Origin of the sequence: Schinkia azotoformans, assembly GCF_035811335.1 — a bacterium.
Taxonomy (GTDB): Bacteria; Bacillota; Bacilli; order Bacillales; family Bacillaceae_J; genus Schinkia; species Schinkia azotoformans.
Window position 1 is genome coordinate 20,349 of sequence record NZ_JARSMD010000019.1, and the last position, 26,473, is coordinate 46,821.

Genomic DNA, 26,473 nt, shown 5'->3' on the forward strand with positions numbered 1-26,473 from the left:
TCCCTTTCCTTAATAGGGGAGGAGGGAAATTCATGGATTTTGCATTTATTATTACGATCTTTTTAATTGGCTTTATTGGTTCCTATATTTCCGGAATGCTTGGTATAGGCGGTTCTATCATTAAATATCCGATGCTTTTGTATATCCCACCATTATTTGGTCTCGCGGCATTTAGTGCACATGAAGTCTCTGGAATTAGTGCAGTCCAAGTGTTTTTTGCAACAATTGGCGGAGTATGGGCTTACCGAAAAGGTGGCTATTTAAATAAAACATTGATTGCCTATATGGGGATTAGTATTTTAGTTGGAAGCTTTATCGGTGGTTATGGATCAAAGCTAATGTCTGAGGGCGGAATCAATGTCATCTACGGAATCTTAGCAGCTATTGCAGCGGTGATGATGTTTATTCCGAAGAAGGGCCTTGATGACATTCCACTTGATCAAGTGAAATTTAATAAATGGATTGCAGCTTCATTAGCTTTTATTGTCGGAATTGGAGCGGGCATTGTTGGTGCGGCAGGAGCTTTTTTATTAGTACCAATTATGCTTGTGGTGTTAAAGATTCCAACACGTATGACGATTGCTTCTTCATTGGCGATCACCTTTATATCATCGATTGGTTCGACTGTGGGAAAACTGACAACAGGACAGGTGGAATACTTTCCGGCACTAATCATGGTCATTGCCAGTTTAATAGCATCACCACTTGGGGCAATGGCGGGAAAAAAGGTGAATACAAAAATTCTGCAAGTAATTTTAGCAATCCTTATATTCGCCACGGCAGTGAAAATTTGGATGGATATCTTGTAATCTATGAATGTTTCAATTTTAAAGAGCCTAAACCCTTTGATAGCAATGGATTTAGGCTCTTATTTAGTTTAAAATCTTTAAGATTTTATCTAAAACATCAGAATTGTTGTGAACCACAATATGCAACTTCTTTTTTGTTCGACTTATGTTTTGATACAGCATTTTAATTGGCTGATAAAAAGTTTGTTTTTCGATATCATTCGTGGCCAGTTTGTGGTTTCGTTTGTAATAAAAGTATTCGTCAATGACGGCAACAACATGATCAAGTTCCTGTCCAGTTCCATATTGATATTTTGCTCTTGCTGTAATTTTATGATCGTTATCAGGATTTTCAATATATTGTTCCTCGGTGTAATCGATCACTTTCCATCCCTCTTGTTGTAATAATTGCAAGTAGCTTGTTGTCGCGCTTTTCGAGGAAAAATATTGAATACTGACATCCGAATAATTATCGACATTCGCATGCTTTGACAAATCAAATAAATTATTAATAAATGCATGTATTTCTTTGTTGTGCCTAATAATCGTGGTCAATTCATATTGGTGCGGATTCAAATTTTCCTCTATTAATTTAGGAATATTATTTTCAATCTCAAGCTCCGTTAGGCATTGGTCAGGATCATAGGAAAAAATACATTTTATCTTAAACTGTTTGATCATATTCGTTAATTTCAAAAATTTGTTCTTATACATTCGTTGGGCTTCATCGAATATGATTAATTCATATTGTTGAATATCCATTTCTAGGCTATTGCCTTCATTAAAATTACTAATAGCTTCAATTGGCCAATAATACTGTGTTTTTAGTCTTTCGTGTCCATCATTTAACTTCCCGCAATTAAAAATAAGCACCTTTTTCGATTGTCTCATATATTCTTTAGCGATATCATAGGTTAACAGTGTTTTTCCAGTACCAGTTCCACCTTTAATGGATACAAAAATTGTTTGGTCAGTCGGTGTTAAATTAATGATATCCCTTTTATATGTGTTTTGCTGGGCACTGAGAAAATACTTATCTTCGATAAAAGCTTCAGTAAATGGAGAAATTAAATAATGCGTCGGGTCAAATACCTCATTAAGATCTTCAATCTCTTTAATTTTTTGTTCTTTTAATTTTTCAATTAAAATCTCAAATCCTATTTCTTCAATGCTATCAGGACCGACTAGGCAATAAAGTTTTTGGGTTGATGAAATGTAGGTGAAATTAAAAACATCCACATCAAGAAATTTTAAATAGTGTCGGTTTTGAACAAGCTGCTTTTTAATTTTTTCCTCAGTACTTATTAGCTTTAATTCAATGTTAATAATACTGTTCTTACCGATTCTGAGTAGGTCAAATTCTTTTCCTATTTGTTTTATCATAAATCCGACATAATAATCGTTAAAAATATCAAATTTATCATCCCGTTTTCTAAATTCCCCAACTAAAGCCTTTATATCTTTAATCTCACTTGTACGTATTCTTGGATTAATACCAAATTGTTCAATGTATTTGGCAAAGTTTATTGCATCTAAATCTTCTTTAGCGCTTATTAAAGAAACTAGATTAATTGTTTTCAAAATTGCTTCCCCATTTTCCACAAAGTCAAATTTACTTTACTTCAATTATATAAAAAAGATTGTTTTATTTGAACGGAAACATTTATTAAATAACGGCGGTGATCTGTTTTAAATATTGGGAATATTATTTATAATATAACTGAGCGATCGTTCACTTATGATTTTTAGCAATTGAATTAGGGGGGATACCAGTGTCTTTAAAAGTTGGCGATATTATAGCATTCGAACGGACTTTCACGGCAGATGATGTCAAATTATTTACTACGGTTTCAGGTGATGAAGGCACTCACCATGTTACTCCTGATGAACAGGGAAGACTTGTTATTCAGGGGTTGTTGACCGCTACATTACCAACAAAAGTCGGTGGAGATCATAATGTACTGGCCCGAACGATGAATTTTGAGTTTTTAAGACCCGTATTTACTGGTGATACAATTAGATGTGAAGTAACGATTGAGAAGTTTGAAAGGCAGGATAATAACAGAATATCTATTATGGCATCTTTTCAATGTGCAAACCAATATGAGAAACAAGTATTAAGAGGAAGCTTTGCAGGAGTAATCTTATAATTTAGTAAGTATTGTTGGAACCTGAAATAAAAAACCATTTCAGGTTTTTTTTATTGCCTTTATTCTTACAAAAAATTTAGAGTTCATAATTTACTCACAAAAATCTCGTTAAAAATTAAAATTTTCCTCACAAAATCAACACGAAATGTACAAAGAACATACACAATTTTTGTGATTTTAATCACGGAATACCAGCAAGGGTATGAGGTACATTGGAATTATCATTTTGCAGAAACTGTGCATAAATCACGATGATAGATAGGGGAGGTTTTGAAATGAGCTTTTTGAAAGATAGTATTAAAAATTTTCCTATAATAAAAGAATTGGATGAAAATGCATTAACACATCTCTTAAATATCATTCGTTTAAGACAATACAAAAATCACGGACAAATTTTTTCAAAAGGTACGTCACTCAATGAAATCTATTTCATAATAAGAGGGAAGGTTAAAATTTTTAACAAGGATTCCTGTGGAAAAGAGCAAATTGTCTGGATTATGCAGAAAGGTGATATTTTCCCATTGGAGGGTTTCTCCAGAGAAGTTACTTTTCCGGCAAATGCCGAGGCCTTAGAAGATTCAATAATAGGTTCGATTGGAGTGCATGACTTCGAATCATTAATATTAGATAACCCGAATGTTTTAATTAAGCTATTTAGTGTAATGAATGAACGAATTATTGATCTCCAAACCCGTCTTGAGGAGCAGGTTCTCCTTGAAAGGAATATGCAAATTGTGAAATTACTATTACGATTGTGTGAAAGGTACGGGGAAATCACCCAAAACGGCCAATGTCATCTGAAGCCGCAGTTTACTACTACTGATTTAGCCAAAATGGTGGGAGCCTCACGAGGGTCCATTAGTAGAACATATACAAGATTAATTAAAGAACAACTATTATATAAAGATAATGTGGGTGGCCTGTTAGTTGAATTTGAAAAATTGAAGGAAAAATTTGGATGATTTGTATGTTTATAGCGGTTAAATTAAGGTACCAATATTAAGACACGTCTGTTCTATTCCTATATGGTAAACAGACTTTTTTACTTTGGAAATATATTAAGTGCTTATGAACAATATTTCATTAGCTTTTTAATGGAAGAAGAGGCGAGATCAAGTCTAGAATTACATTAAATTTGAAATACTACCTTGATGCTAGAAAAGAATTTATTTTGTTAAGATAGATTCTTTTTTTATGGAGCAAATATCACTATATCAACTTTTTGTATTAACTGTTTTTTTCAAATAGGGACCACTATCATACATGGTTTTGGTGCTGCTGCAGGAAGGGATGCCTGGATTGTTACCATTCTCTCTTTTCTATTAGATTTTTTATCCCAATATTGTTTATTTTAGAGAATTTACATTTGAGGTGTAGACTCCCTATTCATTAACTTTCTTTTTATTGCTGCCTTTACTATTGTTAGTTGTGGCGAATATTAAAACAAAAATAAACAGGAAAAGTTCTCTATAAATTACTGGCAAGAGGAGAATTCCCACTACATTATTAGAAATTCTAACTTCAATATTGAAACAAATGGGAGGAGTCTGCGTCTAATAAAGGTAGAGAGTAAAATTTACGAGGGGGAACAGACATGAAGAAATCATCTTTTTTGGTGATAGCCTTTATTTTATTTTGGAGTTTGTTTATTATTGGTTGTGAACAAGCAAACGGGCCCCAATTAAAGGAAGATGACCAGCAACTAGAGGCTACTACTCAGCAACTCGAAAATGTCCAGCAAGAAAAATCTTTCTCATTGTAATAGCTGCACAAAGGGTTGGAACACCTGTACATTGCATCAAGTGTTTGAAGATAACTTTATCTCGGAAAGCGGATTTGACTACAATAATTGCAAGTATGCATATAAAATAGATTCTTAATAAGTGATTGATAGCATTAAATTTGGAGAAGAGTGAAAGTAGTGAGAATAGGTTTTTTTGATTCTGGAATAGGTGGAATGACTGTACTTCATCAAGCATTGAAGTATTTACCGAATGATGATTATATTTATTATGCAGATACCCTGCATGTTCCATATGGTGAAAAAACAAAAAAAGAGGTAAGGGAGTATATTTTTAATGCAGTTGACTTTATGGCTGAACAAGGAATTAAAGCATTAGTCATTGCATGTAATACTGCAACTAGTATCGCTGTGGATGACCTTCGAAAAAAGTATAATTTCCCTATTTTGGGTATTGAACCAGCTGTAAAACCAGCAGTTCAACTCTGTGAGGGAAAAAGAAAAAAGGTTTTAGTGTTGGCGACCAATTTAACTCTCCGAGAGGAAAAGTTCCAAAACCTTGTGAAAAGTATAGACCATCACGATATTGTTGAAAGTCTACCGCTTCCTGGTCTGGTTCAATTCGCTGAGGATTTTGAATTTAGAGATGAAAAAGTTGTACCATATTTAAAAGAAAAACTATCTTCATTTGATTTAAAACAGTACGGAACGATTGTACTTGGATGCACCCATTTCCCCTATTTTGAAAATAGTTTTAAAAGAATATTTCCTGAAGAAGTGGATATTATTTCTGGAGGTATTGGAACTGCAAAAAACTTAAAACGAATTCTCGAAGCTAGGAATCAAATTAACGATGGGGCAGGAGATATTTTATTTTTTAAATCTGGTTATAAAGTTAAAGACAAAGAAACATTATCTATTTATAAAAAGTTGTTGGTAATGTTAGACGGAATAAGTTCTTTAACAGTGGGTTCATAGAGCGCCACGAGGGTCAATTAGTAGAAAGTATACAAGATTAATTAAAAAATAACTATTTAAAGAAAAATTTGGGTATTCCCTTGTGTAAACAGGCAGGGAGGATTGTTGAATTGGATGGTATAATAAATTCAATGATAAAATACTAGTTACATTGAATTTATAGGAGGTTATTTTGGGGACTATACTATCTTTTTTATGTATTATATTAGTGGCTTCTATTCTGCAAACAAGTACAGGTTTTGGGTTTTCCATAATGGCGACCCCCTTTTTGCTAATGTTATTTCTGCCACAAGAAGCCATACAAATAAACATAATTTTATCTTTAATTATTTCAGTTTCATTAATAGGGAAAATAAGCAAAGATATTGATTTTTCAATTTTAAAGAGGTTTATTATCGGAAGTATGGTAGGGGTACCCTTTGGTATACTGATCTTTATTTCCATTAACATAACTGCTTTTAAAATAGGAGTTAGTATATTGCTTTTAATATTTACTTTGTTGTTAATACTTAACTTCAGGGTAAAGCCAAATCGCATTGGAGATTTCGTTGTTGGTGGGTTATCAGGTCTTTTAACAGCAAGCATTGGTATGCCGGGTCCCCCGTTATTACTTTACTTTACAGGAACCGATACTGAAAAAGGGAAGCTAAGGGCAACTACTTTAGCTTTTTATCTGTTTATATATTTTATCAGTCTAATTACTCAAATAATTCTTACTGGTACAAATAAATTAGTATGGGAGTCAAGTTTTTATGCAATTCCAATTGTATTTTTGGGGTTGTTTATAGGTCAAATTATTTACAAATGGCTAAATCAACGGATTTTTAAGATATTTACATATATTCTTTTGAGTTTTACTGGGATTTATCTTCTTATCGAAAGTTTGAATTTACAAATAAACTCTTAAATACTAGGGAGTTCTAATGGAAGATATAACCATGATGGAACCCATTTGCAAATCATAAATATAGGCATTTGAAAGTAAAAAGTCAAATCGTAAAAAAAAAGCCTAAACCCTTTCACATCAAAGGATTTAGGCTCTCTTACAATGATGGTCTGTACTGGATTCGAACCAGTGACACCTTGCCTGTCAAGCAAGTACTCTCCCACTGAGCTAACAGACCAGAACAAAATTAATTATATAAAAATATTCCCATATAGTCAATATTAGTTAATGAAAAGAGTTATTATTTAAATTAGTAATAGTAATAATCAATAATAGGGAAATGTATAGGTCGGGTCCAGGTGATTGCGGTCAAGAACCAACACTGGGGTATGAGGGTTGTCCGCAAATACCATTAAATAAGCTTCCGTAACCGTATTTGAGATAATGAAAAGAGGGTTAATATGTGTGGACGGTTTTCGTTAACTACACCACTAGAGGAAATTATTAAATTATTCAATATTGTAAATGGGGATGAGCTTGATTATGAGATCAGCTACAATATCGCCCCAAGCCAAAATGTTTTTTCAATTGTATCTGATGGTGAAAACAACAGGGGTGGATTCTTGCGTTGGGGGTTGGTGCCGTCTTGGGCAGAGAATCCGTCAATTGGCTATAAAATGATTAACGCCAGGTCCGAAACGATTGATGAAAAGGCAAGTTTTAAAAACTTGTTAAAGCGGAGACGTTGTTTGATTGTAGCTGATGGATTTTATGAATGGAAAAAAGACGATCAAGGGAATAAACGACCATTCAGAATCGTTCATAAAGATAATAAGTTATTTGCATTTGCAGGCCTTTGGGACCGGTGGGAAAAAGAGGGGACAGTTTTATATACATGCACAATAATTACAACAAAGCCGAATGAAATTATGAAGGATATTCACGATCGCATGCCGGTTATTCTTCCAGAAGAAGCGCAAAAAATATGGCTCGATCGCAGTATCCAGGATACTAATCAATTAAAACAGCTGTTAATACCATATGCGGCTGAGGAAATGATTGTATATGAGGTATCGTCTATAGTGAATTCACCGAAAAATAACCAGATGGAGTGTATACAATCGTTGGAATAGGGAAAAATCAGAAGCCTGTCTGTAGAACACAGCTTCTGATTCCCCTTAACCAAAAATAATCAAATACTATCTATTCAAAAAATCAACAACCTGTACAGCGAACTCATTGGTTTTTTCAATTTGTACCCAGTGGCCGCACTCAGGGAATACAGTCAACTGAGCATTTGGAAGAGCAAGTGCCAGCCTGTAGCTAGTTTCTTTTAAAGGAATAACTTCGTCATCTCTGCCGTGAATTAATAAAACTGGGAAGTTAATATCTTGTAATTGGTCAATAGTTAAAGACATTGCCCCAACATGTCTTTGTCTTGGTGCAGGGAACATAGAGGAAAATGATTCTTGGAAGCCTGGTTGAATACTGGACTTATAACGCATTTCAACTAAATCGCCATTCTCAGCCATGCTTTTGTCAAAGGCAAATATCTTAATTAGGTTTTTCATATTTTCATGGCTTGGCTCGTAGCCCCAAACTTGGTCTAATCCATCAGCAATATGATGGTCAATGCCCATACTACCCATTAAGATGAGTTTGTTGATAAGGTCAGGACGTTTTTTAGCCATGTGTAAGGCAATAGCGCCACCGAAAGAATTTCCAATTACTGAAATCTTTTTATGGCCAACAGCTTCAATAAAATCAATCATATGGTCTGCCCAAACATCGATTCCATATTGAACACCCTCTGGCCTGTCTGTATAGCCGAAACCAACTACATCAGGTGCATATAAATGATAATGTTGTGAAAGAAGCGGGAACACTAAACGCCAGTTTGCCCAAGCAGACACCCCTGGTCCAGAACCGTGAATCAGTAAAACAACTTCACCTTGACCATCTTCATGATAGTGGGTATTGACGCCTTTAACTTCAATAAATTTACCTTTTTCAACTGACATAAAAATTCCTCCAATCTTTTTGAATTCATTTTGGCAATTCGACAAACTTTCTCTTAAATCCTTTATTTTCACAATTTTTTAAAAATTATTTTTTGAAAAGTAGATAATTAATTTCACAAACAGTGTGCTACTGTAACAGGTCAACCTTTTAAAGGCATATGCTATCTAGAAAGAAATTGAAAAGGAGGAAGGAAAAATGTGGCCTCACTACTATCTTGGGTCTAATATTAACCCCAATATTTATGGAACCTATCAGTATCCAACTTTCCATGGTCAACCCTATGATAATTACAATACGGGCTATCTGTTAGAGACAACTGATAACTGGGATCGGCAACGTCCTATAAGAGGTCAAGCGACATGGACGACTGGGGGACAAGTTACAAAATGCGGCATCCCCTGGTCTAAAAATGAATATATGACGGTCGCTGTCGGCGAAAATTCCCCTTATAAATGTGGTCAAACTCTTAAAATACGAAACTTAACTTCGCCAGGGCAAAGAGAAATTATTGTGACAATCGTAGATACAGTGGCTGGTTATCCGACAAATAAAGTCAATCTTCATCGCAACGCATTTATAGCCTTAGGAGCGAATCCAAGTATAGGTGTTATAAATGTCGAGATTATTCCATCGCCTGAGCTTGAAAAAGAAAGATGGGGGAAATATTTGCTGGAGATTATTAAAACAGCTTATCCAACTTATAACGTAACGGATTTTCATTTTATTAGAAAAACCCATGTCTCTCCGTCGCAGACTAAAGAAACCTATGAATATATTGTTCATTCCGGGCAAGATAATATTAGGATACAAGGCAATGTAGTTTATAATCCAAATACAGATCGAGTTACTTCCATTGATTTTAAGGAAATAGAGCATTTTGAAAGATACGATAACCTCTATTTCTAAAATTCACTATGCTGTAAAATTAAATAAAGCCTCTAAACATTCAATATCGTTGCTTGGAGGCTTTAAAAATGGGTAAAATATGAATACATACAAAACAAATAATTGGAGGAATCATCAATAATGAAATGTAAAATTAATCGCAATGCCGCAAAAGTGTTGAATGAGATGCTTGGAAGTGAAGAAGCAGAAGGAAAAATGATCCGTGTATACATAACTCATATGCATGGCGACCATGCCCATTATGATTTAAAACTTGATACACCAACGGAACATGATGAAGTTGTCAAGACAGACAAAGGAATCGATGTCATCCTTGATAAAAGAGAGGAATTCTTAGATGGCGTTTGGATTAAATATTTTTATGTTCCTGAGGAAGGGTTCGAAATCACCAACCCTTCTAAGGAGCCACAAGGCCATCACCATCATCATTAAAATAAAAAGAGCATGAGTCACATAAACGTGATTTCATGCTCTTAATTTTTTACACTCCAACAACCTCTAAATAGATCGGCAGCAATATCGCCATAACAATCCCGTATTTCATATTCCAGCGGAAGGCAATTCTTGTAACTTCAATATGCTATTGATTGCGCTGACTAATAAACGGGGCGATTGAATAGGTGCAGCTTTTGATAAATAATGGAGGATTGAAATGGAACCAATATTAAAAACTACCCCCAATGCATGTGCCAGCGCTTGAGTTACTAGAAAAACGAAAGAAGACTTTGGGTTTACTCGCGCAAATAATTGTTTTAAAGATTCTAAATACCCACCCAACCGCACCGGGATTCCTAGTAATGGTACAAGTGTAAAAATTGATACTAAAGTTAAATTGACTCTAACCCCTATCAAGATTGTAATTGCTGCAATCAATAAGAAATATGTAATAATTTTCAAACTACCTTCGAGCGCGGATAAAGATAAAATAATGAACACTGCAATGCCTATGCTCAAAATTATTTCAAGTAGCTGTGATTTGAGAAAATAATTAAATATATAACCAAAGGCAATCGTTACAAGAAAAATACCAAGAAAATGGTCCTTTTTCGCTCCTTCAGTTGCGCCATTATTTTGGTGTTCATCCAGCTTCACTAAATTCATCTCTTTTCGATAATTAATTCTTAAAATATAAAATCTACTTTTTATTAAATATTACGTATGCGCTGAAAAATTGCAACATAATACTTTAAATAGTTTGAAAATTTAGTTAGATTATAATAGGGAGGCGCTAAATAGGGATTTATAAACAAAAAAAAATAAAAAGTCTAAAAAATCTGAAAACCTATTGACAATTTACTTTGAGAGTTGTAAATTTTATACAAACATTACAAAAATATTATAATCGTAAATATAACGTCATACATTAATTGTGTGCCGTAATATTTATGATAAATTGAAAACGCTTTTATGTAGTATTTTGGCGAAATATTGCTATGAATGTAAATTTAAAGGAGGAAATGCGATGATTCTACATGAAATTGAGACAGAAAACAGGGAGAATATTGAAAGGATTCAATTAAGTAGATTGAAAGAAACAGTTAAAAAAGTATACAACAATGTACCGTTTTATAAACAAAAGTTTAGCGAAAAAAATATAACTCCAGACGCTATTAAAGGCTTAGAGGATATTTCGAAACTACCATTTACAAAAAAACAAGATTTACGTGATCACTACCCATTCGGTCTTTTTGCAGTTGACCGTAAAGAAATTGTACGCATCCACGGTTCATCCGGTACAAGTGGTAAGCCGACAGTGGTGGCTTATACGAGAAAAGACATTCAAAGTTGGAGTGAAATTGTAGCCAGAGCAATAACGATAGCTGGTGGAAAACCAGGAGAGGTATTACATAATGCATATGGATATGGTTTGTTTACTGGTGGATTGGGACTTCATTACGGCAGTGAGCATTTAGGAATGTCTACAGTTCCTATTTCAGGAGGAAATACTGAAAGACAGATTACTTTAATTGAAGATTTTGAGCCGACGGTCATTTGTGGAACACCATCATATATATTAAACGTTGCAGAGCATATGGAGGAGTTAGGAAAGGATCCTCGTAAAACAAGCTTGAAATATGGAATTTTCGGAGCAGAACCTTGGTCTGAGGAAATGAGAAGAACGATAGAAGAAAAGTTTGATATAAAGGCTTGCGATATTTACGGTTTAAGTGAAGTTATGGGTCCTGGGATTTCGATGGAATGTCATCATGCTCAGGATGGTTTGCATGTTGCTGAAGACCATTTCTATGTTGAGGTTATTGATCCAAATACGCTTGAACCAGTGGCAGATGGACAGGACGGAGAATTAGTTTTTACTAGTTTGACAAAAGAAGCATTTCCTGTAATTCGTTATCGAACAGGGGATATTGCATCAGTTACTAGAGAAAAGTGTAAGTGTGGCAGAACAACTCTTCGCATGTCACGTGTAAAAGGTCGAATTGATGACATGATCATTATTAGAGGAGTAAATGTATTTCCGTCCGAAATTGAACATTATCTATTGCAAGTAAATGAACTGGCACCATTTTACCAAGTGCACCTATTAAAAAAAGGTATTATGGATGCAATTGAGCTTAATGTTGAAATCACAGATGCAGTATATAAACATGTTGAATGGAATATGAATCATGAAAGTATTCAGCTCCTGAAGAAGAAAGTACAGCATATTATGAAAAATAGCTGTCTTGTATCAATGGATGTAAAAATACACGAACCTAAGTCGATTAAAAGATCAGAAGGGAAAGCCGTTAGGGTTATCGATAGAAGATCAATAAGTGTCGGTGTTTAATCAATTTAAATTTATTAAAAGTCTGAAAATTTTATAAATTGTACTTGTAATATATATATGACGAAATATTATAATCACGTTATGGAAACGTCATATAAAAATAATGAGTTTTCGAAACTATAATAAAGAAAGGTGGAATTAAAATGGCTGTAGTAGTAAATTCATCGGATGAGCTTAAGCACAAAGAGTTTATGCAAAGAATCGAAGCTGGTGAAAAGATTGAGGCCAGTGACTGGATGCCTGAAGAATATCGAACGGCACTGATCAAGCTAATTTCCATGCATGGGATTAGTGAGATTATGGGTGCATTGCCGGAGAAGGAGTGGACACCTAAAGCACCATCCCTTTACCGTAAGCTTGGGATTATGGCAAAAGTCCAAGATGAGATGGGGCATGGCCAACTTTTATTAAGGGTTGCTGAAGACTTAATAAAACCACTTGGCAAAACACGTGAAGATTTAATGCAAGATTTGTTCAAAGGGGATTTGAAATTCCATAACGTTTTCCATTGGAAAACAGAATCTTGGGCAGATGCTGGATTAATCGGATGGTTGGTAGATGGAGCAGCAATAATCACACAGACCAATATGTTGGATGCTTCTTATGCACCATACGCAAGAGCATTAAAGAGAATTGCTGCGGAGGAAGTGTTCCACGCCCAGCATGGTGAGGCAATTTCTGTAGCTTTAGCTAAAGGAACAAAAGAACAAAAAGAAATGCTTCAAGATGCCCTAAATCGTTGGTGGCCAGCACTATTAATGTTCTTTGGACCTCCAACTTCCGAAACAACAGGCACTTCAAAGCAAGACATAACAATTAAATATAAAATTAGAAAAAATACAAATGAAGATTTAAGACAATTTTATCTTACTAAATATATTCCAAGAATTCAAGGGATTGGTTTAACAATTCCAGATGAAACAATATACCTTGATTCGGAAACAAAGAACTGGGTATATAAACAACCGGATTGGGATTATTTCAAAAAAATTATTAGTAATAATGGTCCAATGTCACAACAAAGACTGCGCCTAAGAAAAATTTCTTATGAAAATAATGCATGGGTACGTGAAGCATTGGGTTTGAATAGTGAAGTAGGTATTTGATTAGTCATGTGATTGAAAAAGAAGGAGGGAGATTAATCAATGGATAAGAGTACGCAATTTTATGAAGAATTTCAAGTGTTTAGTCGAAAAACACCTACCTCTTATGCACAGGAGCAATATACATTACTTGCTCCAAATCATGAAATCGCTTTAATGATGGCGCAAGAAAATTTTATGAGACGTGAAGAGGTTTGTGATATATGGGTTGTAAAACGCTCAGACATTCGGTCGCTGACACCGGAAGAACGCCAAGGACTTAAGCGTATTGATAATAAAGATTATCGTACAACAAAGGGCTACGGCTATTTGGCAAAAATTTGGAGAGAAGCCGAGCAGGGAATGTTAGATGAGAAAGAAATCCTTTCTTGGAGTAAGGGGCGTGTTAAATAATGAAAATCACATCAGCAAATGAAGTCAACGATCCAAAAAATGTAGAGTATAAAAAAGTGTTAGTAGATTTATTGTATCAACTGGCTGATGACGATTTCCTTCATTCTTTTAGAGGAAGTGAATGGCTCGGGTTAGTGCCGCATATTGAAGAAGATGTAGCTTACTCATCAATTGCCCAAAATACAATGGGACATGCCGCGATTTATTATGAATTACTGGAAGAGATTGGGGAAGGTAAATCTGATGATTTAGCCCATGGTCGTTCAGAAGCTGTTCGTAAAAATGCCATTCTATTAGAAGAAGTAAACGGTCCTGGCGGTTGGTTATACGAAGAACCTAAATATGATTGGGCATTCACCGTTGTTCGCAATTATTTCTATGAAGTAATGAAAAAGCACAAGATTGAATCTTTAAAAACAAGCTCGTACGAGCCGCTTGCACAAGTTGCTATCAAGGTTCAATCTGAAACCATTTATCACTTAATGCATTGGAGAACTTGGTTCTACCAACTGGTAAGTGCCGAAGGTGAAGCAAGAGACCGAATGAAGGCTGCAATTGAAAAGGCTTGGAGGGATGTGGGTGGACTTCTTTCACTTGGACCTAACCGTGAAGCTATGGTGAATACAGGATTGATTGATGGTGAAGAAGTGTTAAAAGAACGTTTTGTGGCCGTTGTCAAGGATGCGTTTGAACATCTTAATTTAGAATATCCGGGAGAGCCTGGAATGGAACGTGGGGATGGTAGAACAGGTGTTCATACTGCAGATTTAAAAGAAGCAATTAATACACTGGCAGAAGTTTATAACTTAAATACTGCTGTACCTTGGTAAGAACAATATGTAAATATATGCTGCGGGAGTTCTAATTTTAAGATTATATTAGTTTACTAGATTTACACCGCAGCATATATTGTTGGAAAAATACTAGAAAGGTGGAGTGAAAATGATAATCTCACAAACTCTAGAGGAAAAGGTTAAACAGCAAATCGAAACTGTTTATGATCCAGAGATTGATACGATAAATATCGTTGATTTGGGAATGCTTGGAAATGTTTCGATCCTCGAAAAAAAAGTAACTGTTGAACTTCTTCCGACATTTTTAGGATGCCCTGCATTAGGAATCATTAAAGAAAATGTAATAAAAGCCATTAGTGAACTTAATGAAGTGGAAGAGGTTGTGGTTAACTACATCAATACCCCTCCTTGGACTTCCGCTTTAATCACAGAAAAAGGGAGAGAAGCGCTGAAGCAATTTGGTATAGCCCCTCCTCCTACTCAACTTGAAAGTGACGGGTCTTGGCAAGTTGACTGCCCGTATTGCGGGTCACCCTACAACACACTAGAAAATATTTTTGGTCCTTCTGCATGTAGAAGTCTTTTGTATTGCAAGGAATGTAAAAACCCATTTGAAGCGATGAAGCCGATTTCTATTTTATAAAAAAATAAGATCAAACATGGAGGTATGTAAAATGATTAAATTTGTAGCACTATATAAACACCCTGAAGATAAGGAAAAGTTTGATGAGCATTATTTTTCAACACATGCGCCAATTACGGAGAAAATCCCTGGCTTGTTAAAAATGGATGTTACTAAATTTGTTGGCAGTCCAATGGGTGGTGATAGTGAATATTACTTAATGTGCGAAATGTATTATGAGAGCATGGATACATTTAAAACGGCAATGAAAACTGAGGAGGCTAAAGCATCTGGTAAAGACTTAATGTCTTTTGCTAAGGGGATTGTTACGTTAATGATTGGTGAGGAAGTTAATGAGTAATTTTCAATATATAAACGTATTAAGCCGTAATTCAATTGGTTATATCAATCTCAATCGCCCGAAAGTATTAAATGCACTTAGCCGATCAATGGTAAGAGAAATTGTTAATGCATTGGAAGACTTCGATCAAAATGATGAAATAAAAGTAATTATTATGTCAGGGGAAGGTCGGGCGTTTGCAGCAGGTGCCGATATTGATGAAATGGCTGAGGATGATCCTGTACGTTTTGAATTATTGAATCAATTTAAAGATTGGGATCGAATCGCTCTCATTAAAAAACCAATCATTGGTGCAGTACATGGCTTTACATTAGGTGGTGGCTTTGAATTGGCACTTTGCTGCGACATTTTATTTGCTGCTGAAAACGCACAATTCGGTTTTCCGGAAATTAAGTTGGGTGTGATGCCGGGAGCAGGAGGGACACAGCGCTTAACCAAATTGATGGGAAAAACAAAAGCATTGGAATGGCTGTGGCTTGGTGAACCTATGTCTGCCAAAGAGGCTTTACATCATGGTGTTGTCAATCGCTTAGTTGCCCCGGAAATATTATTGGAAGAAACCGTTCGTTTTGCTGAAAAAATCGCAAAGCAGCCTCCTCTTTCTCTAAGACTAATTAAAGAGGCAGTTCAAAAAGCAGTTGACTATTCATTATATGAAGGAATGCAATTTGAGAGAAAAAACTTCTACCTTTTATTTTCTTCACAGGATCAAAAAGAAGGAATGAAGGCGTTTATCGAAAAGAGAAAGCCTAATTTTGAAGGGAAATAGGAGGATTTTAATGTTTGAAACAATTAAATTCGATGTTAAAAATGGTGTTGCTTGGTTAACCTTAAATCGCCCAGATAAACTAAATGCTTTTACAGAACAAATGAATGTAGAAATTGGTAAAGCTTTGAAGGATGTTGCTAGAAACTCTGAGATTAGATGTTTAGTCATTACAGGGGAGGGTCGTGCTTTTTGTTCAGGTGAGGACATCGGCAGTCTTGGTGAGGAAACAAATCATGGTGAGATTCTTAGAAATCGTTACAATCCGATGGTTCAGCAGCTTGCTGCCATTGAAAAGCCAGTTATTGCTGCGATCAACGGAGTTGCTGCAGGTGCAGGATTAAGCCTTGCTTTGGCTTGCGATTTTCGACTAGCATCTGAAAAGGCTAGTTTAGTTGAAGCGTTTATTCATATCGGCTTAATTCCTGATTCAGGGAACTTGTATTACTTGCCTAGATTAGTAGGCCAAGCTAAAGCACTTGAATTAGCGATATTAGGGGAAAAAATCTCTGCCGAAGAAGCAAAATCAATTGGATTAGTTACAAAAGTAATACCTTCAGATCATTGGGAGAAAGAGGTATCTGTATTTGCACAAAAGTTGGCGAAAATGCCAACAAAAGCGATTGGATTAATAAAGCGCTATGTTAATGATAGCTGGACTTGCAATCTCGAAGAAATGCTTGAGAAGGAAGCATATGGGCAGAGGGCCGCAGGGTTAACTGCTGATCACCAAGAAGGAATAGCGGCATTCTTGGAAAAGCGGAAGCCAGAATTTAAGGGTTTGTAAATAAATGTAATAAACCAAGGGGTGTTATTTATGTCTACAATTAAAGAAGAAAAAATGGAAAAATTAAATATGAAGCGTGAATATTATCAAATGGTTATTAATGGTGAACGTGTTGATGCATTAGCAAAGGAAACATTCACTACATATAATCCTGCAACAGGTGAGGTGCTTGCGCAGGTTGCGAAAGCATCAAAGGATGATGTTAATAGAGCTGTTGAAGCAGCCCGTAATGCTTTTGACAACGGAAAATGGAGAAAGTTCCCAGTAAATAAAAGATCAAGAGTTTTAAATAAAATTGCATCTATTATGAGAGCACGTTTCAATGAATTAGTAGAATTAGAAGTTCTAAACAGCGGTAAATCTTTATCAGCTGCTCAAGGTCAGGTTATGCAGTCTATTGAAGATTTTGAGTTTTATGCTGCTGCGATTGTAGGCCGCCGCGGTGAAGTTAATAATCTTCCGTACGGATTTTTAAATTATACTCAAAAAGAACCGGTAGGCGTTTGCGGACAAATTATTCCTTGGAACTATCCAATGATGATGGCAGCTTGGAAGATCGCACCGGCCATTGCAGCAGGGTGTTCTGTAGTATTAAAACCAGCGAGTCTAACGCCATTAACGGCCATTGTATTAACTGAAATTTGTCATGAGGCTGGAGTACCTGAAGGGGTAGTCAACGTTGTAACTGGACCAGGTGCTAGTGTGGGAGATGCCATTGTAGAACATCCGGGTGTTGATAAAGTTGCCTTTACAGGATCTACACCAATTGGTAAAGACATTATGGGAAAAGCTTCCCAAACATTAAAACGTCTTACACTTGAATTAGGTGGAAAATCCCCAAATATCGTATTTGAGGATGCTGATATTGACGCAGCTGTTTATGGTTCTATTTTTGGAATTTTCTATAATACAGGTCAATCTTGTGAGGCGCGCTCACGTTTATATGTTCATGAAAACATTTATGATCAATTTATGGAAAAATTCGTTGAAAAGACGCAGCAATTACGTTTAGGAAATCCTATGGATCCTGGAACACAAGTAGGTTCTATTATTAATAGAGGCCAACTTGAAGTTATTGATGGCTATGTAAAATCTGCAATTGAAGAGGGTGCAACGGTCCTTACAGGTGGTCATGAAGTAACAGTAGAAGGTTTTGAAAATGGGTATTGGTATGCGCCAACCATTATTACTGATGTTACCCATGAGATGAAGGTCGTAAAAGAAGAAATCTTCGGACCTGTTGTTGTTGTCATGAAATTTAGTAATGAAAAAGAAGCTATTAAGCTTGCTAATGATACTGAATTTGGTTTAGGTTCTGCTATCTGGACTAAGGACCAAGGCACTGCAACTCGAGTTGCCCACCAAATCCAAGCAGGTATTGTAATGGTAAACTGTCCATTTTCAGCCTTCCCAGGAACACCATTTGGTGGTTATAAGCAATCCGGTTTTGGTCGTGAACTTTGTATCGAAACGCTAGATTTATATACGGAAACAAAGAGTGTTCTCTCATATTATGGTGGCAAGCCATTAAATCCACTAGGTGTGTAATTAAAATAGGTTAACATAGTTTTTTAAAAACGAGCACCTTTATTATAAAAAGTGCTCGTTATTTTTTCAGTATATAAATAAGTAGATAATAGGAGGAAATATCGTGGTTAAACATATAGTTGTGGTTGGATCAGGTACGATGGGAAGAGGCATTGCCTATGTTTCTGCTGTGGGTGGATTTCATGTAAAACTCGTGGATGTTAAAAATGAAGCATTATTAAATGCTGAAAAAGAGATAAATAGTATTTTTGACAAAGGAATTGAACGTGGAAAAGTCTTAGTGGAACAGTCCGATGAGGCTAAAAAGCGTTTAACATATGAGTCAAATTTAGCAGATGCTGTGAAAACAGCTGATATGGTTATAGAGGCTGTACCTGAAATTAAAGATATTAAGAAAAATGTGTTTGAAGCAATCGATGCAAATGCACCTGAAAGTTGTTACTTTGCAACAAATACATCAACGATGAGTCCGACAGAAATCGCTTCCTATACGAAACGTCCTGAAAGAGTAATTGCTATGCATTTCTTCAATCCTGTTCATAAAATGCCGCTTGTAGAAATTATCCGTGGTTTGGAAACAGCAGATGAAACAGCTGAAGTTGCAAGACAAGTATCGGAAAAAATGGGAAAGGAAACCGTTGTTGTTAATGAGTTTCCGGGATTTGTTACAAGCAGAATCAGCACGCTAGTGGGCAATGAGGCATTTTATATGCTCCAGGAAGGAATTGGTACACCGGAGGAAATAGATAAGGCTATTAAGCTCGGGTTGAATTACCCGATGGGTCCATTTGAACTTGTAGACTTAGTCGGTTTAGATGTGCGATTGAATAATTTAAAATACTTACATGAAAAATTAGGAGAAAAATATCGTCCTGCTCCGCTCTTAGAACAGTATGTAAAAGCTGGCAGATTAGGTAGGAAAGTGGGCAGAGGCGTTTACGATTATACTGATAAATAGGGATAGGAGCTGTTAGTGATGAGAGAAGTAGTTATCGTTGATGCTGTTCGAACTCCAATTGGCCGTTATAAAGGTGCATTAAAATCAGTGCGTCCTGATGATTTAGGGGCGATTGTAATTAATAAAATTATGGATAGAAATCCCAATGTTCCCGTTGAACAAATTGAGGAAGTAGTATTAGGAAATGCTAACCAGGCTGGTGAGGATAACCGTAATGTTGCAAGAATGTCTGCGTTGCTTGCTGGCCTTCCTGTTGAAGTTGGTGGAACAACCATAAACCGCCTTTGTGGTTCGGGGTTGGATGCTGTTAATTATGCTGCACGTGCCATCTTGGCTGGAGAGGGTGAAATTTTTATCGCGGGAGGAACAGAGAGTATGACTCGTGCCCCTTTAGTAATGGCAAAGCCAGAAACAGATTTCCCGCGCGGTGACATGAAAATGTTTGATACTACAATTGGCTGGCGTTTTACAAATGAGAAATTACACGAAATGTATGGATCAGATACGATGCCAAAAACGGCAGAAAATGTTGCACAACGGTTCGATATTTCACGTGAAGAACAAGATCAATTTGCTTTTGGGAGTCAAATGAAGGCAAAAAAAGCAATAGAAGAAAATAGGTTTGCAGATGAGATTGTTCCGGTAGTTCTTCATGACCGTAAAGGAAATGAAACTATCGTTGATCAAGATGAACATCCGCGGCCTGAAACAACATTAGAAAGCCTTGCAAAGCTGAAACCAATCTTTCCAAACGGCACAGTAACGGCAGGAAATGCATCAGGTGTAAATGATGGTGCATCTGTTTTACTGTTAATGTCAGCTGAGAAAGCTGACGAGTTAGGAGTTAAGCCATTAGTTAAATATAAAGTATCCGCTACAGCAGGTTTAGAGCCGGCAATAATGGGATTAGGACCAGTTTTTGCAACAAGAAAAGCTTTAACACGTGCGGGATTAACAATTAATGATTTAGGTCTAGTGGAGTTAAACGAAGCATTTGCTTCCCAATCTTTGGAGTGCATGAAGCAACTTGAGTTGAATAATGATATTGTTAATGTTAATGGTGGTGCGATTTCGTTCGGTCACCCTTTAGGAGCCAGCGGAGCTAGGATATTAACCACACTTATTTATGAGATGAAAAAACGAAATGTTAAATATGGACTCGCGACGATGTGTATTGGTGTTGGTCAAGGAATTGCAACTATTGTCGAAAATATTGAATGAAATAAAAGTTATTTAAATATAATATTTGTTTGTTCATATAAGATAAAAAGGGAGCGCTTTTTATGGCAAAAGTAATGTTTGATGTAAAAAATTATATTGGCTATGTGACCATTAACCGACCCGAAGTGCTAAATTGTTTTGATTATGAAACTTTGGCATTGCTTGGAGAAATCGTTGATGAAATTCGAACAAATAAGGATGTTAGAGTTGTTATTTTTACTAGTGCTGGCAACATAGCCTTTAGTGCAGGAGCAGATTTAAAGGAGCGCAAAACATTACCAGATTCAGAGGTTCGTAGGAACGTCAATAAAATTCGTACTGTATTTAATGATATTGCCTTATTACCGCAACCGACCATTGCTGCTGTTAATGGGCATGCTTTTGGTGGTGGGTTTGAGCTAATGTTAGCATGTGACTTTAGAATTGCTGTTAAGGAAGCAACAATGGGGCTTACTGAATTGAAATGGGCTATTATTCCAGGAGCTGGAGGCACGCAGCGTCTTCCAAGATTAATAGGTGAAGCAAAAGCAAAAGAAATGATTTTAACCGCGAAAAAAGTGTCTGCGGATGAGGCAAATATCCTTGGTGTATTAACAAAAGTAGTTGAACAAGAAAACTTGATGGATGAATGCATTTCACTCGCGGAAGAATTGATGGCTAATGGTCCTGTAGCGTTGCAGCAGGCGAAATATGCTATTAATTATGGCATGGGAGTGGATTTGCAGACAGGTTTGGCAATAGAGGCAAAGGCCTATGAAATGATAATCCCGACAAAAGATAGGGTTGAGGCTTTAAAAGCTTTTAGTGAAAAAAGGCCACCAAACTTTATAGGGAAATAGTATTTAAGAAAACTATGAATATGTCGTAATATGGAGTTTTTTTACTATTTTTGCAAAAACTATAACATAAGGTATTTGATATCATCCTCAATTTATAATAATATATAAAATAGTATAGTAAAGAGGGATGAATCTAGGTGACTAATATAAATACACGATCTATGATTTTTACATTATATGGCGACTATATTAGCCATTATGGAAATGAAATATGGATTGGCAGCTTAATCCGTTTGCTTGAAGAGTTCGGTCATAATGATCAATCAGTAAGAGCGGCTATTTCGCGAATGGGGAAACAAGGTTGGGTAACTTCCTCTAAAAAAGGTAATAAGAGCTATTATTCCCTTAGTAAAATGGGTGTAGCACGTATTGAAGAAGCAGCCAAACGTATATATAAATTAGGCCCTGAAAAATGGGATGGCTATTGGAGAACATTAACCTATACGATTCCCGAAGAAAAGCGGAACTTACGTGATGAATTGCGTCAGGAATTAGTGTGGAGCGGGTTTGGTATGCTCTTAAATAGCTGTTGGATATCTCCCAACAATTTAGAAGATGAAGTGAAGTTATTAATAGAAAAGTATAAAATTGAATCATATGTCCATTTTTTTGTATCAGAGTACAAAGGTCCTGCTGATAATGAAGCACTTGTAAGACAATGCTGGGATATCGATAATATTAATGCTAAATATGAAGAGTTCATAAATGTTTACAGCAAAAAATATGTTGTGGATAAAAATAAAATTTCGAACGGTGAAATGACAGATGCAGAATGCTTTGTTGAAAGAGCCAAGTTGGTTCATGAATATCGCAAGTTCTTATTCATAGACCCTGGCTTACCTGAGGAACTCTTGCCAAGCAAATGGCTTGGTGGACACGCTGCATCGCTGTTTAGTGATTATTACAAAACATTGGCTGAGCCTGCCAATCAGTTCTTTGAAAGTGTGTTTGAAAAAGATAATGAAATGCATAAAAAAGACAGTGAATATGAGGTTTTAAACCATCCATATATGGTAAACAACAATTAAGAAAAAATGAAAAAGAGGCTGAAAAGCCTCTTTTTCATTATAATGATAATTGCTCCTTAAATTCTTTTCCCTTTTGGACGTACGTATCTACAGAAAGTTGAATTAGTTCATAGTCCTTCTCATTTAATTCTCGCACAACTTTTCCCGGGGAACCAACAACTAAAGAGCGTGGTGGAATATTTTTGCCTGAAGGGATTAGTGTGTTTGCTCCGATTATTGTATATTCACCTATTTCAGCACCGTCCAGTATTGTCGACCCCATACCTATTAGTGCTCCTTTTCTTACGGTGCAGCCGTGTAAGATAACATTGTGTCCAACTGTAACATCATCTTCAACAACTAACGGATAGTCTTCAAATAAATGGCATGTAGTATTGTCTTGAATGCTGCATCGCTCACCTATTTTAATGGGTGCTTCATCTCCCCTTAGGACGGCATTAAACCAGATGCTGGATTCCTTTCCAACTGTAACATCGCCTACAACTCTTGCACCGGGTGCGATAAAAGCGCTTTCGTCAATTTTCGGCATTTTATTTTTATACGGATAAAGCATTTCCAACTCCCCCTATATATGGTAATTTATATACAAGGTTATTATAACACTTTTTAAACGGGGTGGTAAAAAATGAATAGGTTATGTGGGCAATTAGGGATTAAATACCCAATTTTTCAAGGTGGTATGGGTAATATTAGTAATGCTATTTTAACTTCAGCGGTATCGGAAGCAGGGGGCTTAGGCACAATAGGGGCTGGGACAATGACTTCAGGTGAGTTGGAAGAAATTATCCAACAGACAAAGGAAATGACAGATAAACCATTTGCCGTAAATATTGCGATAGGTGTGTCTCCTTATGTGGATGAATTGATAGAGTTATTAATAAAACATCGTGTGCCTGTTGTTTCTTTATCGGCTGGCGATCCAACTGCATTTATTGAAAGGTTTCATAATGCAGGAATAAAAGTAGTGACTGTTGTCGGTTCTGTTAGACATGCTCAAAAGGCAGAAGCTGCAGGATCAGATGTAATTGTGGCTGAAGGGTATGAAGCAGCCGGAATTAATTCGAATTATGAAAGTACGACATTAACTTTAATACCACAAATTGTTGATAAAGTAACAGTACCGGTGGTTGCAGCTGGAGGAATTGCTGATGGTCGTGGTTTAGCAGCAATGCTTGCGTTAGGTGCAAGCGGAGTTCAAATTGGTACCCGGTTTATAGTTACAAAAGAGGCACCATTTAGTAAGGAATATAAGCATAAAATATTGTCTGCAACAGATACCGATACTGTAATTGTAGGACGTACGGTAAAACGTGTACGCCGTGTCTTGAAATCTCCTTACTCTAAGAAACTATTAGAATTTGAAGGTAGTCCGGATTATACACTAGCGAAATTCAGTGAATTCACAAGTGAAAAATTCCATAAGATCGGAGCTGTTGATGGAAATTTAGAAGAAGGCTTTATTAATGGCGGTCAAATTTCAGGAATAATAAACGATATTCCCACTGTTAAAGAATTAGTAGAGCGGATGATTGCTGAAGCTGAACTTGTTATGAATTCATTAATAAAAAAGTTGTAGTTTTTATAATAACACGAAATAAAAACGAAATACGAAAAGTGGTCATATAAAAACTTAGAAATAACGTGGTAAAGTTCTAAAAATATTTTTGAATCGGTAGTATAGGATTAGTCCTGTACTATTTTTTTTTGAAAAAAATCAAGGTATATTAGGAATGTTTATAAAATAAACAAAAAAATATAATAAGTTTAAAAATATTTAAAATATTATTGACAATTAATATTTGAAAACGGTATCATTCTAAAAATAGCGTGCTAATAAGTGGGCGTTACAAAAACGTCACATTTAATTTAGGAGGGGTATAGTATTGGGAGAACTGTTGCAATTTTTGATTACTGGTTTAACAATCGGTAGCATTTATGCGATCGTTGCATTGGGTTTTGTAACCATATATAGCGTTACGAAAGTAATAAACTTAGCCCAAGGAGAGTTCGTCATGTTGGGCGGTATGACAATGTTTACTTTGCTTTCATTAGGGCTACCTTACTTCATTGGATTTTTATTAACTATTATTATTGTCGTAATTTTAGGCTATTTATTAGAATTAACCATTATAAGAAGAGCACGAAAAGCAGATGCACTTAGTCTTATCATCTTAACAATTGGAGCTTCTATTTTTATCCGTGGTATTGCGAGTATGGTTTGGGGAAAAAACCCGGTGAAAATTGAGCCGTTTATGAAAAATGATCCTATTAATATAATGGGGGCTGCGATTACCCCGCAAAGTATTTGGGTAATGATTATTTTACTAATATGTGTTACTCTACTATTTTTCATTATGGAAAGAACAATGATAGGGAAGGCTTTCCGCGCCTGTTCAGCTAATCCAATGGCGGCAAGGTTAATGAGTATAAGCCCTGCGAAAATGTCCTCATTCTCTTTCGTTCTAAGTGCAGCACTCGGAGCAATTGCCGGACTTGCAATAGCACCCATACTTTTTCCTGCATATGATATGGGGTCAATGCTGGGGATTAAAGGATTTTCAGCTACTATTCTTGGAGGATTAGGAAGTGCACCAGGAGCAGTCATTGGCGGCTTGATTCTCGGCTTGATGGAATCATTTGGTGCGGGTTATATTAGTTCAGGATTAAAGGATGCCATTGTTTTTGGAGTAATCCTTATCATATTATTAATTCGCCCATATGGCATCATGGGAGAAAAGAATGTTGGAAAAGGAGGGCTCTAATTTGAAGGGTCTTCAAAAGACAAGTTGGATTGGTTTGATGGCTTTTGCGGTTGTGATGATAATTTTTCCCCTAGTTATTACTCAGTCATTTTATATTACTAAAGCAACATTTGCTGGTATATATACAATTGTTGCGGTTAGCCTAGGGCTATTAATGGGATTTGCGGGTCAAATTTCGCTAGGGCATGCAGCGTTCTATGGTGTCGGAGCCTATACAACAGCTGTACTTTCAACTACTTACAACTTTAATCCGTGGTTAGGGCTGATCTTTTCCATGTTGATACCAGGGATGATCGCCTTTTTGATTGGGTTTACGATGTCACGTTTAAATGGATATTATCTCGCTATGGCAACGCTTGCATTTGGGATTATTGTTCATGTTTTATTAGTAGAATGGAAGTCTGTAACAAATGGTGCCTCCGGATTATATGGAATTCCTAAGGTAGAGTTATTTGGATATAGTTTAACTCAAGGGTTATCTTACTATTACTTTGTATGGGCTTTTGTATTAATAATTATTGTTATTTCCTTAAATATTATTAATTCCAGAATTGGACGGGCACTCCGTTCTATTCATGGCAGCGAAATTGCAGCAAGTGCAATGGGGGTTGATGCCGGAAAATATAAAATGCAAGTATTTATAGTAGGAGCAATGTTTTCAGGACTGGCCGGTTGGCTTATGGCCCATATGAGTTATAGCATTTCCCCTACATCCTTTACGTTGGATGCATCGATTATATTCCTTGCAATGGTTGTACTAGGTGGAAGCACCAGTATTTGGGGAGCAGTTGTTGGCTCTTTACTAATTACCTTAATTGGAGTAATCGTTAAAATTCTTGGGGAGCACATCTCTTTTATTACAAGTGATTTTGAACATGTACTATATGGATTAATTTTAATGATAGTTGTTATATTTCTTCCAAAGGGGTTATTACCCTCACTTGTGCATGTTTTCCAATCTAGACTTTTCAAATATAGGAAAATGAAAGTCTCTGAAGATATACAAATGTAAAAGGGAGGGAGATCAAAGCG

The 26,473-nt window shown here is 36.0% G+C and carries 30 protein-coding genes and 1 tRNA gene; 26 read left to right on the forward strand and 5 right to left on the reverse strand.

What is annotated here, in order from left to right; genetic code table 11:
• The first annotated feature begins 32 nt into the window (after positions 1-32).
• Positions 33-809, forward strand: a complete 777-nt coding sequence (locus P9E47_RS10950) for a sulfite exporter TauE/SafE family protein (RefSeq protein ID WP_004432171.1) — start codon at positions 33-35, stop codon at positions 807-809.
• A 63-nt stretch (positions 810-872) separates the two neighbouring features.
• Here P9E47_RS10950 and P9E47_RS10955 read toward each other — a convergent pair whose 3' ends face one another.
• On the reverse strand, positions 873-2,369 hold the full coding sequence (locus P9E47_RS10955) for a DNA/RNA helicase domain-containing protein (protein ID WP_035196787.1): 1,497 nt from the start codon (positions 2,367-2,369) through the stop codon (positions 873-875).
• Between the two features lie 191 nt (positions 2,370-2,560).
• On the opposite strand from P9E47_RS10955, the gene P9E47_RS10960 reads away from it, so the two are divergent.
• The 6 genes from P9E47_RS10960 to P9E47_RS10980 all read left to right on the forward strand — a co-directional run bounded on the left by P9E47_RS10960 (position 2,561) and on the right by P9E47_RS10980 (position 6,564).
• Positions 2,561-2,938 carry a hotdog domain-containing protein gene (locus tag P9E47_RS10960; RefSeq protein WP_004432177.1) on the forward strand — a complete coding sequence of 126 codons (378 nt, stop codon included), beginning with the start codon at positions 2,561-2,563 and terminating at the stop codon, positions 2,936-2,938.
• 275 nt (positions 2,939-3,213) lie between these two features.
• Positions 3,214-3,900 carry a Crp/Fnr family transcriptional regulator gene (locus P9E47_RS10965; protein WP_326163451.1) on the forward strand — a complete coding sequence of 229 codons (687 nt, stop codon included), beginning with the start codon at positions 3,214-3,216 and terminating at the stop codon, positions 3,898-3,900.
• 632 nt (positions 3,901-4,532) lie between these two features.
• Complete coding sequence (locus P9E47_RS10970) at positions 4,533-4,700, forward strand: hypothetical protein (protein ID WP_157382164.1); 168 nt, start codon at positions 4,533-4,535, stop codon at positions 4,698-4,700.
• On the forward strand, positions 4,669-4,818 hold the full coding sequence (locus tag P9E47_RS22935) for a DUF5651 domain-containing protein (protein WP_407697181.1): 150 nt from the start codon (positions 4,669-4,671) through the stop codon (positions 4,816-4,818). The genes P9E47_RS10970 and P9E47_RS22935 overlap by 32 nt, the downstream gene beginning before the upstream one ends.
• 41 nt (positions 4,819-4,859) lie before the next feature.
• Positions 4,860-5,657 carry a glutamate racemase gene (gene murI, locus P9E47_RS10975; protein ID WP_004432185.1) on the forward strand — a complete coding sequence of 266 codons (798 nt, stop codon included), beginning with the start codon at positions 4,860-4,862 and terminating at the stop codon, positions 5,655-5,657.
• Between the two features lie 172 nt (positions 5,658-5,829).
• Positions 5,830-6,564 (forward strand): sulfite exporter TauE/SafE family protein, encoded by a 735-nt coding sequence (locus P9E47_RS10980; RefSeq protein ID WP_326163452.1) that lies wholly within the window; start codon positions 5,830-5,832, stop codon positions 6,562-6,564.
• Positions 6,565-6,709: 145 nt separating this feature from the next.
• Here the strand turns inward: P9E47_RS10980 and P9E47_RS10985 are convergent.
• Positions 6,710-6,781 (reverse strand) — tRNA-Val (locus tag P9E47_RS10985).
• A 223-nt stretch (positions 6,782-7,004) separates the two neighbouring features.
• Here P9E47_RS10985 and P9E47_RS10990 point away from each other — a divergent pair.
• A complete protein-coding gene (locus tag P9E47_RS10990) occupies positions 7,005-7,676 on the forward strand; it encodes an SOS response-associated peptidase (protein WP_004432191.1) in 672 nt (223 codons plus the stop codon).
• Between the two features lie 66 nt (positions 7,677-7,742).
• Here P9E47_RS10990 and P9E47_RS10995 read toward each other — a convergent pair whose 3' ends face one another.
• Positions 7,743-8,564: an alpha/beta fold hydrolase gene (locus P9E47_RS10995; RefSeq protein WP_004432193.1), complete on the reverse strand. Its 822-nt coding sequence runs from the start codon at positions 8,562-8,564 to the stop codon at positions 7,743-7,745.
• A gap of 196 nt (positions 8,565-8,760) precedes the next feature.
• On the opposite strand from P9E47_RS10995, the gene P9E47_RS11000 reads away from it, so the two are divergent.
• Together P9E47_RS11000 and P9E47_RS11005 are read left to right on the forward strand one after the other, a co-directional pair.
• Positions 8,761-9,471 (forward strand): DUF3889 domain-containing protein, encoded by a 711-nt coding sequence (locus tag P9E47_RS11000; protein WP_326163454.1) that lies wholly within the window; start codon positions 8,761-8,763, stop codon positions 9,469-9,471.
• 120 nt (positions 9,472-9,591) lie between these two features.
• Positions 9,592-9,903 carry an iron-sulfur cluster assembly accessory protein gene (locus tag P9E47_RS11005; RefSeq protein ID WP_004432197.1) on the forward strand — a complete coding sequence of 104 codons (312 nt, stop codon included), beginning with the start codon at positions 9,592-9,594 and terminating at the stop codon, positions 9,901-9,903.
• A 108-nt stretch (positions 9,904-10,011) separates the two neighbouring features.
• On the opposite strand, the gene P9E47_RS11010 is transcribed toward P9E47_RS11005, so the two are convergent.
• On the reverse strand, positions 10,012-10,563 hold the full coding sequence (locus P9E47_RS11010; protein ID WP_326163455.1) for a hypothetical protein: 552 nt from the start codon (positions 10,561-10,563) through the stop codon (positions 10,012-10,014).
• Positions 10,564-10,933: 370 nt separating this feature from the next.
• Between P9E47_RS11010 and paaK the strand changes: the two genes are divergently transcribed.
• The 13 genes from paaK to paaX all read left to right on the forward strand — a co-directional run bounded on the left by paaK (position 10,934) and on the right by paaX (position 22,679).
• Entirely contained in the window at positions 10,934-12,259 is a 1,326-nt protein-coding gene (paaK, locus tag P9E47_RS11015; protein WP_326163456.1) for a phenylacetate--CoA ligase PaaK, read from the forward strand.
• 143 nt (positions 12,260-12,402) lie between these two features.
• Positions 12,403-13,365 carry a 1,2-phenylacetyl-CoA epoxidase subunit PaaA gene (paaA, locus tag P9E47_RS11020; protein WP_004432200.1) on the forward strand — a complete coding sequence of 321 codons (963 nt, stop codon included), beginning with the start codon at positions 12,403-12,405 and terminating at the stop codon, positions 13,363-13,365.
• Between the two features lie 39 nt (positions 13,366-13,404).
• Positions 13,405-13,755: a 1,2-phenylacetyl-CoA epoxidase subunit PaaB gene (paaB, locus tag P9E47_RS11025; protein WP_004432201.1), complete on the forward strand. Its 351-nt coding sequence runs from the start codon at positions 13,405-13,407 to the stop codon at positions 13,753-13,755.
• The gene (gene paaC, locus P9E47_RS11030) at positions 13,755-14,585 is read left to right on the forward strand and encodes a 1,2-phenylacetyl-CoA epoxidase subunit PaaC (RefSeq protein ID WP_326163459.1); all 831 of its coding nucleotides are present in this window, start codon (positions 13,755-13,757) and stop codon (positions 14,583-14,585) included. The genes paaB and paaC overlap by 1 nt, the downstream gene beginning before the upstream one ends.
• Positions 14,586-14,697: 112 nt before the next feature.
• Positions 14,698-15,192 (forward strand): 1,2-phenylacetyl-CoA epoxidase subunit PaaD, encoded by a 495-nt coding sequence (gene paaD / locus P9E47_RS11035; RefSeq protein WP_326163460.1) that lies wholly within the window; start codon positions 14,698-14,700, stop codon positions 15,190-15,192.
• A 31-nt stretch (positions 15,193-15,223) separates the two neighbouring features.
• Positions 15,224-15,532: an EthD family reductase gene (locus P9E47_RS11040; protein WP_326163461.1), complete on the forward strand. Its 309-nt coding sequence runs from the start codon at positions 15,224-15,226 to the stop codon at positions 15,530-15,532.
• Complete coding sequence (locus P9E47_RS11045) at positions 15,525-16,301, forward strand: enoyl-CoA hydratase/isomerase family protein (RefSeq protein WP_326163462.1); 777 nt, start codon at positions 15,525-15,527, stop codon at positions 16,299-16,301. Before P9E47_RS11040 ends, P9E47_RS11045 begins: the two co-directional genes overlap by 8 nt.
• A gap of 10 nt (positions 16,302-16,311) precedes the next feature.
• Positions 16,312-17,085, forward strand: a complete 774-nt coding sequence (locus P9E47_RS11050) for an enoyl-CoA hydratase-related protein (RefSeq protein ID WP_326163463.1) — start codon at positions 16,312-16,314, stop codon at positions 17,083-17,085.
• Positions 17,086-17,115: 30 nt separating this feature from the next.
• Positions 17,116-18,633: an aldehyde dehydrogenase family protein gene (locus P9E47_RS11055; RefSeq protein ID WP_326163465.1), complete on the forward strand. Its 1,518-nt coding sequence runs from the start codon at positions 17,116-17,118 to the stop codon at positions 18,631-18,633.
• Between the two features lie 103 nt (positions 18,634-18,736).
• Entirely contained in the window at positions 18,737-19,591 is an 855-nt protein-coding gene (locus P9E47_RS11060) for a 3-hydroxyacyl-CoA dehydrogenase (protein ID WP_326163467.1), read from the forward strand.
• Positions 19,592-19,609: 18 nt separating this feature from the next.
• Positions 19,610-20,812 (forward strand): thiolase family protein, encoded by a 1,203-nt coding sequence (locus P9E47_RS11065; RefSeq protein WP_326163469.1) that lies wholly within the window; start codon positions 19,610-19,612, stop codon positions 20,810-20,812.
• 62 nt (positions 20,813-20,874) lie between these two features.
• Complete coding sequence (locus P9E47_RS11070; protein ID WP_326163471.1) at positions 20,875-21,651, forward strand: enoyl-CoA hydratase-related protein; 777 nt, start codon at positions 20,875-20,877, stop codon at positions 21,649-21,651.
• A 161-nt stretch (positions 21,652-21,812) separates the two neighbouring features.
• The gene (paaX, locus tag P9E47_RS11075) at positions 21,813-22,679 is read left to right on the forward strand and encodes a phenylacetic acid degradation operon negative regulatory protein PaaX (protein ID WP_004432248.1); all 867 of its coding nucleotides are present in this window, start codon (positions 21,813-21,815) and stop codon (positions 22,677-22,679) included.
• Positions 22,680-22,716: 37 nt separating this feature from the next.
• Here the strand turns inward: paaX and P9E47_RS11080 are convergent, their stop codons facing one another.
• Positions 22,717-23,232 (reverse strand): gamma carbonic anhydrase family protein, encoded by a 516-nt coding sequence (locus P9E47_RS11080; RefSeq protein WP_004432250.1) that lies wholly within the window; start codon positions 23,230-23,232, stop codon positions 22,717-22,719.
• Positions 23,233-23,304: 72 nt separating this feature from the next.
• Here P9E47_RS11080 and P9E47_RS11085 point away from each other — a divergent pair, with 72 nt between their 5' ends.
• The 3 genes from P9E47_RS11085 (at position 23,305) to P9E47_RS11095 (ending at position 26,453) form a co-directional block, all read left to right on the forward strand.
• Positions 23,305-24,255 (forward strand): NAD(P)H-dependent flavin oxidoreductase, encoded by a 951-nt coding sequence (locus P9E47_RS11085; protein WP_004432252.1) that lies wholly within the window; start codon positions 23,305-23,307, stop codon positions 24,253-24,255.
• Positions 24,256-24,562: 307 nt separating this feature from the next.
• A complete protein-coding gene (locus tag P9E47_RS11090) occupies positions 24,563-25,441 on the forward strand; it encodes a branched-chain amino acid ABC transporter permease (RefSeq protein WP_004432255.1) in 879 nt (292 codons plus the stop codon).
• A 1-nt stretch (position 25,442) separates the two neighbouring features.
• Positions 25,443-26,453 (forward strand): branched-chain amino acid ABC transporter permease, encoded by a 1,011-nt coding sequence (locus tag P9E47_RS11095; protein WP_157382165.1) that lies wholly within the window; start codon positions 25,443-25,445, stop codon positions 26,451-26,453.
• Positions 26,454-26,473 lie beyond the last annotated feature (20 nt).